At 45.6% G+C, this 16,452-nt stretch carries 9 protein-coding genes; all 9 read left to right on the top strand.

The features are described 5' to 3' along the window. Nucleotides 1–311 precede the first annotated feature (311 nt). The 9 genes from D1Z90_RS12570 to D1Z90_RS12530 all read left to right on the top strand — a co-directional run bounded on the left by D1Z90_RS12570 (nucleotide 312) and on the right by D1Z90_RS12530 (nucleotide 16,212). Nucleotides 312–2,552 (top strand): type VI secretion system Vgr family protein, encoded by a 2,241-nt coding sequence (locus D1Z90_RS12570; RefSeq protein WP_119911123.1) that lies wholly within the window; start codon nucleotides 312–314, stop codon nucleotides 2,550–2,552. Then, a complete protein-coding gene (locus D1Z90_RS12565; RefSeq protein WP_147378764.1) occupies nucleotides 2,509–3,600 on the top strand; it encodes an NADase-type glycan-binding domain-containing protein in 1,092 nt (363 codons plus the stop codon). Before D1Z90_RS12570 ends, D1Z90_RS12565 begins: the two co-directional genes overlap by 44 nt. Next, the gene (locus D1Z90_RS12560) at nucleotides 3,600–7,244 is read left to right on the top strand and encodes a hypothetical protein (RefSeq protein WP_119911121.1); all 3,645 of its coding nucleotides are present in this window, start codon (nucleotides 3,600–3,602) and stop codon (nucleotides 7,242–7,244) included. Before D1Z90_RS12565 ends, D1Z90_RS12560 begins: the two co-directional genes overlap by 1 nt. Further along, nucleotides 7,241–7,984, top strand: coding sequence for a hypothetical protein (locus tag D1Z90_RS12555; protein ID WP_119911120.1), 744 nt, complete (start codon nucleotides 7,241–7,243; stop codon nucleotides 7,982–7,984). The genes D1Z90_RS12560 and D1Z90_RS12555 overlap by 4 nt, the downstream gene beginning before the upstream one ends. 101 nt (nucleotides 7,985–8,085) lie before the next feature. Further along, nucleotides 8,086–10,128, top strand: a complete 2,043-nt coding sequence (locus tag D1Z90_RS12550; protein WP_119911119.1) for a type VI secretion system Vgr family protein — start codon at nucleotides 8,086–8,088, stop codon at nucleotides 10,126–10,128. Between the two features lie 11 nt (nucleotides 10,129–10,139). Beyond that, nucleotides 10,140–10,856, top strand: a complete 717-nt coding sequence (locus D1Z90_RS12545) for a DUF4123 domain-containing protein (protein ID WP_158587129.1) — start codon at nucleotides 10,140–10,142, stop codon at nucleotides 10,854–10,856. Next, the gene (locus D1Z90_RS12540; protein ID WP_198419169.1) at nucleotides 10,853–11,971 is read left to right on the top strand and encodes a hypothetical protein; all 1,119 of its coding nucleotides are present in this window, start codon (nucleotides 10,853–10,855) and stop codon (nucleotides 11,969–11,971) included. Before D1Z90_RS12545 ends, D1Z90_RS12540 begins: the two co-directional genes overlap by 4 nt. 18 nt (nucleotides 11,972–11,989) lie before the next feature. Beyond that, nucleotides 11,990–15,859, top strand: coding sequence for an RHS repeat-associated core domain-containing protein (locus D1Z90_RS12535; protein WP_158587128.1), 3,870 nt, complete (start codon nucleotides 11,990–11,992; stop codon nucleotides 15,857–15,859). After that, nucleotides 15,856–16,212 carry a hypothetical protein gene (locus tag D1Z90_RS12530; protein ID WP_119911116.1) on the top strand — a complete coding sequence of 119 codons (357 nt, stop codon included), beginning with the start codon at nucleotides 15,856–15,858 and terminating at the stop codon, nucleotides 16,210–16,212. The genes D1Z90_RS12535 and D1Z90_RS12530 overlap by 4 nt, the downstream gene beginning before the upstream one ends. The last annotated feature ends 240 nt before the right edge of the window (nucleotides 16,213–16,452 follow it).

Below are 16,452 nucleotides of genomic sequence, written 5' to 3'. Positions count from 1 at the left end.
AACTTAAAGCAACATCATGACAACTGAAACCGATAAAACAGCCTTAAAAGGCAACAATGATCACCTTCATTATAAAACCATCTATTAGTATGATTGACAGTTAACAAATACCTCAATAACATCACGCTGATAAATAAAAATATAACAAGATCAATAATCTCTCTCAGTGCACCGGTTACAAAGCTCGGCAAGCCTAACTAGATGACGTTCATCTTTTTCATCTTAAACCTGCCAATAATACCGAAATCGCACGACTAATTGGGTGTCACCACCGAGTGCTGCCTAGGCTTACTTGCTAATTGGAACTACCCATGGCTGACAATACTGGCTTACAATTTACCTTTACAGTTGATCAACTCCCAGCGTCAAGCTTCATTGTCACCGAGTTTTCAGGTCAAGAACATGCATCTTGCCCTTTTATTTTTGATTTGAAACTTGCCAGTCAACAAGAAGACATTACTCCTCAACAAGTTGTGGACAAAACGGCTTGTTTAACCATATGGCAAGATGGAGTACCGCAACGCCACATCAATGGCGTTGTGAGCAGCCTGGAACAAGGTGATACAGGATATCATCATAGCATTTATCGCGTATCCTTAGTCGCAAGCTTAAAACGCCTTGAATTACGCCAAAATTCCCGTATTTTCCAACAACTTGATGCTGCTGAAATTATCAGTATTTTATTACAAGAAATGGGTATTGAAGACTATGCCTTCAGTGTCAAGCAGGCGTTACAAAAAAGAGAATACTGCGTTCAATACAGAGAAACGGATTTAGCGTTTCTTGACCGTTTAGCAGCGGAAGAAGGTTTGTTCTATTACTTTATTCACCATAAAGACAAACATGAATTAATTTTCGCCGATGACTCACAAACCTTGTTCACACTTGCCAAGCCTATCATCTACAATGCCAACAGCGGTGGGGCAAGTAAGCAACTAGCAATTAATAGCTTTCAATCCAACAACCAAATCACATCCGCAAATGTTGCATTGCAAGATTACAGCTTTAAAAAACCAAATTACTCATTTTTACAAACTCAACAGGGACAAGAGCTGGATTTCCAACGCCAAGACTACCAACATTTTGACTTCCCAGGGCGTTATAAAAACGATCATTCTGGGCAAAAATATGCCGCGACAAGGCAGCATTGGTTAAATAGAAACAGCACCACAGCCAGCATTATTAGCAACCACCCAACACTGACCGCTGGTATCAAGTTTGATCTAAGAGAACACCCTAACCCAGCACATAACCGAGATTGGCAACTTATCAATGTGGCACATCAAGGAGAGCAGCATCAGGCGCTAGAGCAAGCCGGTGGGCAAGGCCAAACCCGTTATCAAAATCAAGCAACACTGTTACCGGGTCACCGTCAATGGAAAGCAACAGCCAATGTTAAACCTTGCGTTGACGGGCCACAAATAGCAATCGTTACTGGGCCTGAAGGTGAAGAAATCTACTGTGACGAACACGGCCGAGTAAAAGTTCAATTCCCTTGGGATCGCTACTCAGACAACGACGATAAAGCAAGCTGCTGGATCCGCGTAGCGCAAGGTTGGGCAGGTTCACAGTACGGCAGCATGGCCATCCCTCGCATTGGCCACGAAGTGATCGTTAACTTTGTAGAAGGCGACCCAGACCAGCCAATCATCACAGGTCGAACCTATCACGCGAATAACCGGCCTCCATATACTTTACCCGACCACAAAACGCGCACCGTTTTTCGCACCGAAACCCATCAAGGTGAAGGTTATAACGAATTGCGAATTGAAGATGAATCGGGTCAAGAAGAAATTTTTTGGCATGCCCAAAAAGATTTTAATCAGTTAATTGAAAATGACCAAGCGATTCAAATCAAGCGGGACAACCACAGCCACGTTGAACGAGATCAGCTCTCTCACATCAAGGGGAACAATCACACAACGGTTAACGGTACCCATCATAATCAAGTCAAAGGCCAACAAAGCTTAGTGATCAACGGCAGTTTACATATTAAAGCGGGTCAGGCTTGGTTAACCGACGCAGGTCAAGCTCTGCATTGCAAAGCGGGAGATAAAATAGTGTTAGAAGCCGGCGCTGAAATAACCATAAAGGCCGGCAGCAGTTTCGTCAAAGTTGATCCCGCCGGCGTTCACTTAAGTGGTCCTGCCGTTAATATGAACTCAGGGGGAAGCGCCTCTGCAGCGGCGAGTTTTGCTGGTGAAACCGCCAAAAAGCCGATTGAAGTAGAACAAGCGACAACACTCAACGTAGAACAAGTCACAGCCACCAGTGCTTCATTAACCGCGCCAGAAGCTAAAATGAAGGCCACGCAAGCAGGTGAGATTGCAATCGAAGCAGCCATAGAGCCAGAAACCATTACGCCTGAGTTTCATACCGCCGTTGGTTCAAAGCCGTCCGCGCCAAAGGCGGTTAATTCGAGTCAAACAACCAAAGCACCGGCCACATCAGCCACCCCAGAATTACCCCCGCAGAGCCCTTTAAAAAGCCAACCTGATGAGCCAAAAGATGAAAAGCCTAAGCCCACCAAGCCTTTCATCTTTTCACTCTAAACTGGACTTGATTGATACTAAAAACATGTTAAGAATCAATAGCCAAACAACCAGATTTAACAAGCTAATGCTACTCGCCCTATTGGTACTGAGTCATGCATGTTTTGCTAATCATACCCAAACTGTTTTCATTGAAGGCCACCCAGCTAGAGTCACTGTTTCTTCGCAATTGCCAGGACCGAGCAACGACAAGTTACGCTATGATGCTGCTCATTTATTTGATGGTAAAGCAGAGACGGCTTGGGTAGAAGGAGAAGCAGGCATCCAAACCCAGCACCACATCGAGATAACGTTTGCTTCACCTGTTCAATTGCAAGGTCTTTTACTCACTCCTGGCTACCATAAATCGAGTAAGCTTTACGTCGCTAACGCGGTGCCCTATCAAGTTTCACTCAGCATAGATAAGCACAAATACGCTGCCAGCCACCTGAGATATGGTCAAATATCGTTAACAGAGCAAAATACAGGCTCAGGCTGTCGCCATATCGAGCTCCCGCAAGCCATGCCTGAACACCTTTGGTTGTTGCCAGAAGAAAGGCCCGTAACGCAATTATCTTTAACCATCCAGGCATCGTTACCAGGAAGTCATTACCCAGACATGGCAATCAGTGAAATCAAACTGATTGGCCGCGCATTTGCTGAACCGACGGTTTATGACGCCATGATTCAGCAATTGAGCGCTTTGCCCAACCAACCCTGGGCGCAACAAAGATTACCATTCTACAAGCTCAGATATGGTTCAGCGGGCTGGCAAATTCAAAACGACACAACAGCACCTGCTCAATCAATGCCCTTGGAAGACTTCAAGTCAAATGCGTCCTTGTTACAGCAACATTTTTTCGAAACCTGGCTTAACGTTGAAAAGTCAGACGAACAGCCTGTCATTATTGGTTCAACAGTCGCGACAAAAGGTGACAGTGAGTGGATTGAGGTAGCCCCTGCGCTCGGCCTTAAGCCAGAAGGTCCCACTTTTTATTGGCGCAGCTTTCAAGATTCAGCCCCAGGCTGCCACCACGGCTGGCCTGCGAATTCCGTTAAGGTAGAATAATGCCCTTAGATATCTCGCAATACTCCGCTGAGCAAAAGTACGACTTCCTTAAACACCTGGTCGACCATTCGCAACAACACTTCGGCCACGCAGACGAGGCGAACTACCAATTTAAAACCGCAGACGGCCAAATGAACTTAATTGCGCTTCGAGGGTTTAAAAACGGTAAGCCATGCAGCAGTAATAACCAAGAATTCGATGACACCTTGTTTGTTGCATACCAACAAGCTGGCGCAAAACAGGTGCAAGAGTTTAAGCTTTCCACCGAGTTTGGCAATGCTGGCACTGGCTTATTAATGCCAGGCCAACATCGTTATTATCTAAATTTTCACAAAAAAACAAAACCTCATCAGTCGCTAGCCAACGCCAACACCTATCCCAGCGGGAAAAAGTATCGTGCGTTAAATCCTTACGGCACAGGCGTCGAAATATTGAGAGACCTGAACCGAGATTTTAGTAAAAACAGCAATGAACAATTAGAAAGGTCTCAAACCCATAACCTTCATTACGGTGGTAACAGCAATAACCCGCAAAGTTGGTCAGAAGGCTGCCAGGTCATCCAGGGCTGGGATAACTACAAAGCATTAATCAAACTGCTTGAATCAGACCACACTATTTTTGGTACCGCCACAAACGAATTAAGTGACGTCAATAGCGCCAACGATGGCGAAAGGCCCCTCATTTACACCTTGTTAGAAACTCAAGAGCCAACGCAAAAAGTTTTAATAACACGAGCAAATAAAGCAACGACAAGCCTTTGGTACCCCCCTCTGAGAAACATGACGCTCAAACAGTTATGCACGAATAATATTCGTGGTGACTTTGGCCATTATTTGATCGCTCATAACCGCCATTGGCATGGCGGAGTTCACTTTAGTAAAAATAAACCGGTGCAAGCCATTGCCCCCGGAAAGCTGATCGCATATCGGTTAGCGACCGAAAATCAACATCATTTTTACCAACAAAACGGCACCACCAAATCGGGCACCTACTCCAACTCTTTTGTGTTGTTAAAACATGAAATTAGGCTGGCAGACAACAAAACATTGTCCTTCTTTTCGCTTTATATGCACCTGCAGCCCGCTAATGCATACCAAAATCAGCTACGAAAACGCCTGCCGCCTTTTTTACTCAGTCAAGCGGGTCAGAATCAAGCCGCGACCATAAGCACCAAAGAAGACGTACCACAAGGCTTAAACCTACGGGATATAAAAACGGGAGCCATCAAGATGGTGGCGCCTTATGGGGCAAAAGTCACCTTGGATACCCGCGAAGTGACGGCAGCGGAAAGTGCGGCATATCAGCGTAAGGCTGAACGTAATCGTCATTATCACAGAGTCTCATTCATCGACCATGAAGGTAAGCAACACCAAAACCTTTATGCGTTACTGGACGCTACTCGGGCTCGACAAGACAATAGCGAATTTATTATCTCCACCCAGGAAGATACTTTAACAAGCGCTCAAAAAAGGGTGCTTTGCGGTCTCAATATGAGGTCAGAAAAAAATTATCAAGCCAGCACGGTAATGCAGGTCATCCCTCATGGAACTGAAATAAATATTCAGATACTCGACAGTCGGTGGGCAAAAGTTTCACAAATAGCGGGCCAAGCGGTCAGTGAGCAAAGGTATATCAGCTATGCCGATAATATCACCCTCGCCGATGAGACCTTAGATCAAAGCATGACAGACAAAGTGGTCTGCTTAGATAACCCCTTAGATATCAATGCTGGTGACACCTTAGGCTACCCCGGTGATAACCTACTGCAACGACACTGTATTCACTTTGAGATATTTTGTGACGAAAGTATAAAAAGCTGTTTCGAGCAAGAGCTGCCTCCTGCCCTACAAAACGTCTATCGATTACAGCCCAATTCCACCTTGTACGATAGAAACAGTCAAAGTGCGGTCACAGAGAGAGCTGAGTTACCGCAATTTGCGCAGATTAACATTAGCCAAAGCAGTGATAAACAATACGCAAAAATCACCTTAATGGCTTATGCCGCAATAGTTAAGCGCAGCGATTTAAAAGCATGGAACGCAACCACAAAAACCTATCAAGGCATCGGTGGCAACCTTGCAAACTACCCCTCGTTTGATGGCAATGATGTCAGCAATCAACCAGTGCATTTTGTGGCATACAATAGCAGCGCTCAGCGCATTGCCCGCAGCCAACAAGGAGATTACCGGCTAGTTACCCTGCCGATGAACGCCGCCGAACAAACCACATTTTGGATAGAAAAAGAGAAAATTACCGACTCATTAACAACATCCGTTGGCAGCCATGGGACTTTTTTAAACCAAACCTTAACAGGCTTACATAGCCAAGACCCTGAATGTTATAGTTTTTCTGAAACAGATAAGCTTAGTCAATCTCACCCGGCTTACTTCGCTAAATCCAAATGCCAGCAATATAAAGATCAAACGGGCGTCACTTGGGTCAATGTGAACCTGCCCTCGAAAACCATTGACACTTGGTGTGAAGCGCTACAGCAAATGGCGTCCAATCAAGACCAAGCCAAGCACTCAGTTTGGCTACCAGAAACGGCACTAGAATCTTGCAGTAGCCTGAATTTTCCAGGTTTTCAATTGTTAGAGCAAGAAGCCACCGAGCCCTACTTAAACTTTGATGAACGACCCGAACAAGGCTACTTCCATCAGCTCTTAGAAAGCATGCAGTTTGCGGGCAATGTCATTGATGACGAGCAAGCACTCGCCGATGCTTTAGCAGACAAGTCCACCGTAGAGCGATTAAGCCGCAATATTGTTAAGCACCCAACGGAATGGTTATTTACAGAGCAAAAGTGGCAACACTTAACGGACCTTATCGACGATGAACAGCAAATAGAAAATGCTAAAACTCACATCAAAAACCTGTCATGGTGGGACCAGGTGCCGGCAGGAGTACTGCCAGATGCTGAAGCCGTTTATCACATTCATCCGTTAGCTTTTTGCACTATGCTGAACTTGGTTGAATCACTCGACCTAATTGATAGCCAGCGCTTTTTAACCTTATATAAAGAAGAATTTGGCGCCATTAACAACGCTTCAGAAGCAAACATTATCAGTCTAACCCAAGCCCTGAACCAATATTACCAAACGCAAGATAAGCTGCCTAACATACACCACTTGGCGTATATGTTGGCAACAGGCAGAAAAGAAGCCTACAACTTTTTGCAACGCGAATATTTCAGTGAACAACCCGAAGTAGGCAACCAAGCATATTTTAACAAGTACGATCCGGTTCTTGCTGCCACACCGCAGTTGAAGCAACGTGCGCTCGCCAACGGTAACACCAAACAAGGCGATGGCTTCAAGTATCGAGGCCGCGGCATGGTGCATTTAACATGGCGTAATAACTACCAAAAAGCCGCTGACGCGCTGAAAATAGACTTTGTAAACCAACCTGAGTTGGCCGGTCAACACCTGCACGCAGTTAAAATTATGGTGTGGGGAATGGCAGAAGGCACCTTCACCGGCAAAAAGCTGTCTGATTATATCCACAGTGGCGGGGTCGATTATGTTAACGCGCGGCGTATTATTAATGGCAGAGATTGCGCTCAAGAAATTGCCAACGACGCCACCAAGTTTGAACGCATCCTGACCCAGGCAAGTCGTGCCACCAAGCAATGGCCAGCCTCATGATGGGATTTACCGCCTTGGTGGCAATGATTGGCTTTGTGGCTCAAGTAAACGCCGCAACCAATATCCCGGCGCAGCCCCCAACAGCGCAATTTCGTCAAGCAGATAACAACACGTTAACGATCACTCAAGGCGATAAACAATGGCAGATAGAGCAAGTATTCTCGTCCACCAACAGTAATCAATACGTAGCGCTAAGCACTTTTAATGAGCGAACTGCCATCTACTATGCCGCTTTTATGGATCAAGTATATTTTACCTTCGACGCCAAGCAAGCCAACCTTATAGACTGCGTATATATTGACTTGGTCAGCGCCATCAATATTCCTATACGAAAGTTTCGTTGTGGTATCAAACAACCATTTAACGCCAACTGGTTCGACCAGTACCGACAGCTATTTAGCGGCACTTTATCACCTTTGTTGGATGACGCGAGCATCGCCGAAAAAGTAGCCAAGCAACACCAAGTGGCTATCCCAATTAGTCAAAACGCAGACTTTAAGCTGCTTGCATATTTCAACTCAAACAGTTTGGCTCAAGGGACTCCAACACTCGTATTGCAGCATAAGCAGCAACAAGTCACCCTGCCCCAACATCAATATTATGTAGCGTATGAAGAAATAAATGGCCAGCTCACAGCAACCGAGCTTTATCAACTGGTTGAACCAAATAAACCAATACTAGAACACGTCAGCATCGAGCAAACAATGCAACAAGCGCAAGGAGCCAGCCTAGGTGAGTAATCATTGTAAATCACTGTTGAGCCCATGCGGCCAAACACACTTTAGCGCACCACTCCCTGCTCGCAGTGGGCTTTCACTTTTCACTTTCCAAGGAATGTATTATGGCTGATCAAACGGGGCTGCAATTTACCTTAACTTGCGAAGACTTAGATCCAGAAACTTTTGCTGTCACGAATTTTACAGGCAATGAACAACTTTCAACGCCGTTTGAGTTCGAATGCCAATTGGTCAGCGAACAGAGTGGCATCACCGCACAACAAGTTGTCGATAAGACTGCGCAATTAACCCTGTGGCAAGATGGCGAAGTCTTACGCCATATTCACGGCATAGTCAGTGCATTTACCCAAGCAGATATTGGCCATCATCACACGGCCTACAAACTCATTTTAAGCCCTGCTGCAAAACGACTGTGTTTGCGCCACAACTCGCGTATTTTTCAACAATTGAATGCCGCAGAAATCATCAGCATATTATTGCAAGAGATGGGCATTAATGATTACGCGTTCAGCATTAAGACCCCCCCTGCGACTCGAGAATACTGCGTGCAATACCGTGAGTCTGATCTCGATTTTATCAACCGCCTTGCCGCAGAAGAGGGATTGTTTTACTTTTTTTTCCATCAAAACAATAAACACGAAATGGTCTTTTGTGATGATGCCCAATCCTTGGTATCCCTGTCTCAGCCGGTGCAATATAACGCCAAAGTAGGTGGCTACGCGAAAACCCATTTTATCTCATCTTTAACCTTAAACAGCCAAGTGACCCCAGCTAAGGTGGCACTGCAAGACTACAGTTTTAAAAAGCCGAACTACCGCTTTATGCAAAATCAAGTAGGCGTAGAATTAGACTTTCAACGTCAAACTTACGAACACTTTGATTTTCCGGGTCGTTACAAAGACGATGGTACTGGTGCCAAGTTTTCCAATGTCAGGCAACAATACCTCAACCGTGACAGCATTACGGCTAAGATACAAAGCAACTTCCCAAGCCTGTTTGCGGGATTAAAGTTTGACCTAATAGACCACAACAACGACGCCAATAACCGTGATTGGCAGTGCCTCAAAGTCACCCATTCAGGCGAACAGCCACAAGCATTACAAGAATACGGGGACCAAGGCATGACCCGCTATCATAACCACGCTATCGTGATGCCCGCGCACCGCCAATGGAAGGCAGATATCACCGCCAAACCCCGTGTAGATGGCCCACAAATTGCCACCGTCACCGGGCCAAAGGGCGAAGAAATATATTGCGATGAACATGGCAGAGTAAAAATACAATTTCCATGGGACAGATACAGCGATAACGACGAAAATGCCAGCTGTTGGGTACGCGTAGCGCAAGGTTGGGCTGGCGCGCAATATGGCGCGATGGCGATCCCACGTATTGGCCATGAAGTGATAGTGAGCTTTCTGGAAGGCGACCCGGACCAACCGATCATCACTGGGCGCACCTATCACGCCACCCATAAGCCACCGTATGCACTGCCTGAGCATAAAACCCGAACCGTATTAAGAAGCCAAAGCCATAAAGCGGAAGGCTACAATGAGCTTAGGTTTGAAGACGAAGTCGGCCAAGAAGAGATTTACCTGCATGCGCAAAAAGATCAAAACAGCTTGGTAGAAAACGATCAAGCGCGCCACATCAAACAAGACGCCCATCACCAAACAGATCGCCACGACTATCAATTAATAAACGGCCAACAACACACCAGCGTCGACCAAAATCACCACCTGCACACGCTCGATGAACATACCGATGTTGTTGATCAAAATCGCCACGAAAAAGTCGCCACTGCGCAATTGGTCAAAGCCGGCACCGAAATTCACCATCAAGCTGGGGTAAAAATTGTGTTAGAAGCTGGCTCTGAGCTTACTTTAAAAGCCGGCGGCAGCTTTATTAAAATTGACGGCGGCGGCGTGCACCTATCTGGCCCTGCCATCAACCTTAATGCTGGCGGCAGCGCTGGCTCAGGCAAAGGTTATGGCGGCCAACCGCCAGAACTGCCACAAGGCGTGGAACAAGCAGTTGCTTTTACTAACGAGCTACCGCCTTTAACGCCAGCCCAATTAACAACGTTGTCGGCAAAGGTGCCATTTTGTGAAGAATGTGAACCATGTAAAGACGGCAGTTGTGCTGTCTGATGGGAGGTCAAATGAAACATTTAATTGAACGGATAAATCAATCAGCGCATTACCATCAGTACATAGTGTTGAACTCGACTTCCGATGCCGAGCCACTTCGGTGTTACTTTAGCCATAGTGCAGCAGAAGTAATGCCCATATGGGCAGGAACAGAATACGCAAACTGGAAAGATGCAATGCCATACATTGCGCCTTTACCCGACGACAGTTTTTTTGAAGAAATGGCGCAACAACAAAATGATTGGGGCTTGGTAGTGAGTACCCCGCTGTCTATTTCAGAAGCCAAAAAGCACTTGTGCAGTATCTCGCAAATCTGGCTGCCTACTGGCAAACACGTATTTTTCCGCTTTTTCGATCCAGACGCCAGCTTTGGGATATTAAACCAATTATCGGACCAAGAAAAAAGCCAATTGATGGGCCCATTTGCTGCTTGGCACAGTCAACTTGAGCAAGTAACAAACCCAGCGATGACAGACCAAGCCAGCGAAAAAGCGTTTCCTTGGTTTGAAATCAGTAAAGCCTCACTCACGCGCTTTCAAGAGAAGGACTCCCGCACCTTGGAAGTAAACACCTTGAAATGGCTTAAAGAACAACACGCTGATTTATTCTTCGCTTTTCCTCCCGCGATCATCACAGCAAAAGTCAATCGCTTAACAAGGAAATATGGTCAAACGCCAGAGCTCAATAAGCGCTTAATAGAAAGCCTCACAAGGGAAGTATACCGATGACATTTTATGCTAATAGTCAGACTGCTGTCACAGGGAAAGCCTATGACGCTTCTAGTCAAAGTGTTGCAACAAACAATAACGCTGGATCCCCACCTAGCCAACCACAGATGAACCTTGACAGCTATTACCAAGACATCAGGCAGGCTTTTTGTAGTTCGATTGATGATTACAAAAAAGACATGACATCCTGGTGGAAAAGCTGGGTGTTAGAGATGGATCAACGCATCATCGTCAATAACAAAGAACGAGCCTCAGCAAGTTATGACAGTAATGAGCTAGAGACAGATTTTGTCACTTGTCCACTTAATGGCAAGCTACACATAGTGCATAATTTTGAAACGGAAGAGTTTGTCCCTATTGCCAATACACCCTTCAAAATTCAAGCTTTCCGCGTTGAATACGTGGAAGTAGAAGCTGGCTATGGCGCCACAAAACGTATGCAAAAAGTGGCCAAGTATCACGATATAGGACCAGCTTACTCTGGCCAAGTAGACGCCAATGGCATTAAAGAAGTACAACTGGATCCCGCAACCTATGGTGGAAAGCCCCTCAGAATTACTTTTGAGCCAGACGTAACAGACCAAGATATGGCCAACCTGCTGGCTTCTTATGATGGCACCATAGATAAGCTCGCAAATTGGCTAGACAGTGAATGGCAAATACAAAAACAAGACTGGCAAGACTACCTCGACAATGGCATTGATATGAGCAAAGAAGTCATTAAATTCTTTGACAATATGATTGACGCTGTACTCGACGCTTGGGATGAAATCAAAGGTTTATTTGAGTTATTAGCTAATCCAAGTAAGTTAAAAAAACTACTCATGCAATATACCGATGCTGACAAAATAGAACAAATGATGGCGAGCGCCAAACAAGAAATGGCCGACTTGCTCACCTTGTTAAAAGACGAAGCCAGATGTTTTTTATGCATCAATGCCATTTATTCCTGGTGTAAGCTACTGAGTCCTGCGCAATTATTTGATATAGCCTCCAAAACCTTAGCAGCGATACTCGTAGAGGTGGTTATCAGTTTATTGATACCCGGCGGAGCCATTATCAAAAATCTTAACCGCTTAAGAGATGCAGCCAGTGTTGCAGCTGTTATCAACTAATTTAGGAACATGATCCCCATGAAACGAACACGCGCGGTTGATGTAGTCAAAAAAATACAAAAAATACTTAAATTAGTAAAAGCGGACACACAAGGAAATATTGGCATACTTCGTAAACCGGCACACTCTGGTGTTAACGGCCATGCCATTCACCTGAATAAAACGCAGCCCGTAAACGGTAACAAACTCGAAGGTGCTACCTCACAAAAACGCAGTGGGGGGGCGAACGGTCGAATAGAAGTCATTGAAGCTAACAATAAACACAATCAAGCCACCACTAACCAAGCTGAGAAAAAAACGCAATCCGCCGACGATACTAAAACCAGCGGGTGTCCCATCTCTATGGTCACGGGTGAAGAGCTGCTTAAAGTTGATGACGGTCACCTGCCTGGAATCATCGAGTTTGATTTTAAACGTTTATACAAATCCAGCTCGATAGAAACAGACTTAGGTTTTGGACCAGGTTGGAGCCACCCTTTTGTTCAAAACTTGGTCTTTGAAGACGGCAATGTCAGCTGGTTTGACGCAGAAAATAATCAAACCCAATTTCCAGAGCCAACACAGCAGTCACCTAGTGTGCATAACCCGATGGCTAAATCAGCCATCTATTTGGGTAGCAGCGAAAATGAATACATATTGTCGCAATCTAACGGTATGTTTTGCCATTTTGAGCGCAAAGGTGATTTTGCGCGCTTAACCGGGTTTTCCGACCAATATGGCAATCGCTTGACTCTGACTTACGATGCGCTAAAGCGCCCACTGGCCTTGACCAATGAGCAAAATATTAGCCTTACTCTTGGGTATAACGAGCAGCACAACATCACCCAACTGGCTATCAAGCAACTCACCCCTGGCAGTGACCAATGGCAAACATTAAAAATACTGCAGCGTTATCAATACAATGATGCCGGTCAGCTTGTGGCGAATGCTAACCCACTTGGTGAAGGTGAACAGTATCAGTACCATGCCAATCATTTAATCAAGCAACGTACTTTAGCAGGTGGCGCTGCGTTTTTTTGGCAATGGCAAGGCGAAGACAAACACGCCCGAGCCATCAAACATTGGAGTAATACCGGCTTTGAAGCGACCTACGACTGGGATGATGAAGCCGGTCAAGTCACCGTTACCCATGCCAATGGCAGCACTGAAGTTTATCAACATAATGAAGATGCCAAGTTAGTATTACAACAAGATCCCGATGGTGCCCAAACTCATTACCAATACAACGAAGATGGCCAAATAACCGCGCAGGTTGACCCGCTCGGCGGTATCACCGAATACCACTATGATAGCAATGGCGCATTAGCCGCTAAAGTATCACCTGACGGCCAAGCTACACAATATCAATTCGTGCGAGGAAACTTACGTACGGTTAGCCAAGGTAAGGCCCGTTGGCGCTTTAAACACAATGCTCAAGGCAGCGTGACCGAGCAAATAACCCCCCTTGGCCAATCCACCCAGTACCAATACGACAAACAAGGTTTGTTGACCGACATCCAATACCCAGATAATACTAAACATCAATTTAGCTGGAACAAATTAGGTCAACTCATCAATGAAAATTTGCCTCAAGGTGGACAAATTCGCTATCGGTACGATGCCCTTGGCAGACAAATTTTGCGCCAAGAAGCAAACGGTGCGATCACCCAATTTGAATGGGATGACGCCAACCGCCTAAGCAAAATTGTCTTACCGAATAAATCATCTCGACAATACCAATACAACGCTTACGGTAAAATAACCCTTGAAACGGATGAGCATGGCCATCAAACCCGATACGACTACCATGATAACCTTCATCTGGTCAGTCAACGCACTCAACCTGATGGCAGTTTTTTACGTTACCAATACGATAACCCGCAACGATTTGTCTCTCAGATAAGCAATGAAAAAGGCGAGCAGTATTTCATTCATTACTACCCGAATGGATTAGTAAAACGCGAAGTCGGATTTGATGGCATCGCCAGTGAATACGAGTATGACTTGCAGGGTAACCTCACCGTAAAACGCCACATTGGCCTGGCTGGCACGATTCTCGAAACCCGTTTCGAACGTGACATCATGGGAAGGCTGATGACAAAAACCTTGCCAGATGGTCAAGTCATCGCGTTTCAATATGATACGCAAGGGCGTTTAGTTGGCGTGGATGACGGCGAGCGTCCCTTGTATTGGCAATACGATATCATGGGCCAACTGACCGAAGAACACCAAGGCTGGGCGAGCCAATTTTATGATTACGACGAACTCGGTCAAATCAAACGCTGGCAACTGCCCGACGCACAACAAGTCGACTACCAATATCAGCAAGGCCAACTCGCGGGCATCAGCTTAAATGGTCAAGTGCTTACCCAACATGTATTTCAGCACGGCCTTGAAACAAGGCGTACGCAAGGCGGGTTAACCAGTGAATACCAATACGACGAACAAGGCCGTTTAACCGCGCATTCCCAGCAGCAACATACGCTTAGTAAAGGTAATGCTAGCCAGCTTAAACAGCAGCGCCACTACCAATATGACGCCGCCGGTCAGCTGACCCACCTCAGCGACAGCGTAAAAGGCGATAAGCACTATGAATACGACCCCCTCGCCCGCTTGGCTGCTGTTCGCGGCAATATTGAAGAGCACTTTCAGCACGACCCGGCTGGCCATTTACTGGCGCAAACACTGGGACCAAAGGCCAATCACAGCTCTCATACCCAGCAAGCCACACAGCAGGTCACCGGCAATCGCTTAGCCTTTCAAGGAGACTGCCATTTCGAATACGACGAATTTGGCAACCTGATAAAAGAAAAGCGCGGTAAAAATCAGCAATTAGTGACGCATTACCACTACGACTGTCAGCACCGTTTAATCAAAGCCAATATGCCAAACGGCGCAGTAGCACAATACCAGTACGACGCCTTTGGTAGGCGTTACGCTAAAACGGTAAATCAACCCAACCAAGCAGCGGTCGAGACGGAGTTTATTTGGCAAGCTGACCGCTTAATTGCCGAAACCGACCATCAAGGCCACTACCAGAGCTATCTGTATGAGCCGGGGACCTTTAAGCCACTGGCCCTGATTAAGGGCGAAGCCAATACCTCGGATAGCGATGCAACGCCGGATGTTTTTTACTACCAGCTGGACCACTTAGGCACCCCACAAGAAATTACCGATGCGCTGGGCCACACTGTCTGGAGCGTGCAATACCGTGCCTACGGCAATGTACTCAAGCAGGAAGTGGAAGAGATACACAGCCCCCTGCGCTTCCAGGGGCAGTACTATGATGTAGAAACCGGCCTGCACTACAACCGGCACCGTTATTACAACCCCAACACCGCCGCGTTTTTAACCTTAGATCCGATTGGACTTGCAGGCGGGCTCAATAACTATCAATATGTGCCTAACCCTACGGGCTGGATAGACCCACTGGGGTTGGCGAATAAGAAAGGCGATGAGTTGTGTTGTGAGGGGGATGTTTCTACAAGTTCTAAGCCTCTACCTGAACCAAAAGCGCCCACAGTAAAATTCAGAGCATTAACAGAGTCGCAAGCTAAAGATGCTCTTAACGGGAAAGACATACAACCTAAGGATATTAATGCAGATTACTCAATACAACAGCATGTTGATGATGGGAGTTTGAATACTCAATATAATTCACTGGGTTCAAAAAGAGCAGCAAAGCGTTATGCGCGAGCAAACCCCAAGAGAGGGAAATTAAAAAAAAGTGTTATTATTGAGGTCGACACTTCAAAGATCGAGCTATCCAGAGTTCATGATATATTAAAAGGTATAGACCCCTCCACTGGAAAGGCGCTAGATGACCCTGCTTATAGATATGCAAGAAAAGACAAGGAGGTATTAATTGAAGGTTCAATCCCATCTAATTCTTATAAGGTTGTAGAATGAAAAAAGACATAAAAGAGAAAATTAAAATTCTATCCCATCAGATTGATAAGGCGATGAAGTTTGAGTCAGAGGATGAAGACGAAGAGTATTTTGCGAATAAATCATCAAAGGACTGCGTATTGAATTTCATTCTAGAGCAACATGAAAACTTCAAAAAAGATAGAGTTAGCCGCATTGAATTCACTGAGTTATTTGATAAATGCATCCTTATGCTAATCAACAACACTGGATGCTCAGAAGATTTTGAGATATTAGAGTCAATATTGGATAAACTTTACAGTGAGAAATTGATTGATGAGGAAACATATAGCGAAATCGTTAATGGTTCTAATTTAGGAAGGTGGCTAGATTAAGTTTATTAGTTCAGACAAGACCTGACACTTCAGTTTGAAAAAAGTGATTTTTTGTAATTGTGTCCTTTTACTCAGTCCACCACCGGTGGTTATCTGACAAGCTGACCACTTAATCACCTAAACCGACCATCAGGGCCACTACCAGATCTATCTGTATGTAAGGAATATACAGGACACCCACCAAAAGCAAGGATTTGAGAAATTCTTGGATGGAAGATCTTCAGTTGGCACCAATTACTC

Origin of the sequence: Motilimonas pumila (assembly GCF_003596335.1) — a bacterium.
GTDB lineage: Bacteria > Pseudomonadota > Gammaproteobacteria > Enterobacterales > CBDFNC01 > Motilimonas > Motilimonas pumila.
The sequence above is the reverse complement of the archived record's forward strand: the minus strand, read 5'-3'. Positions and strand labels throughout refer to the sequence as shown.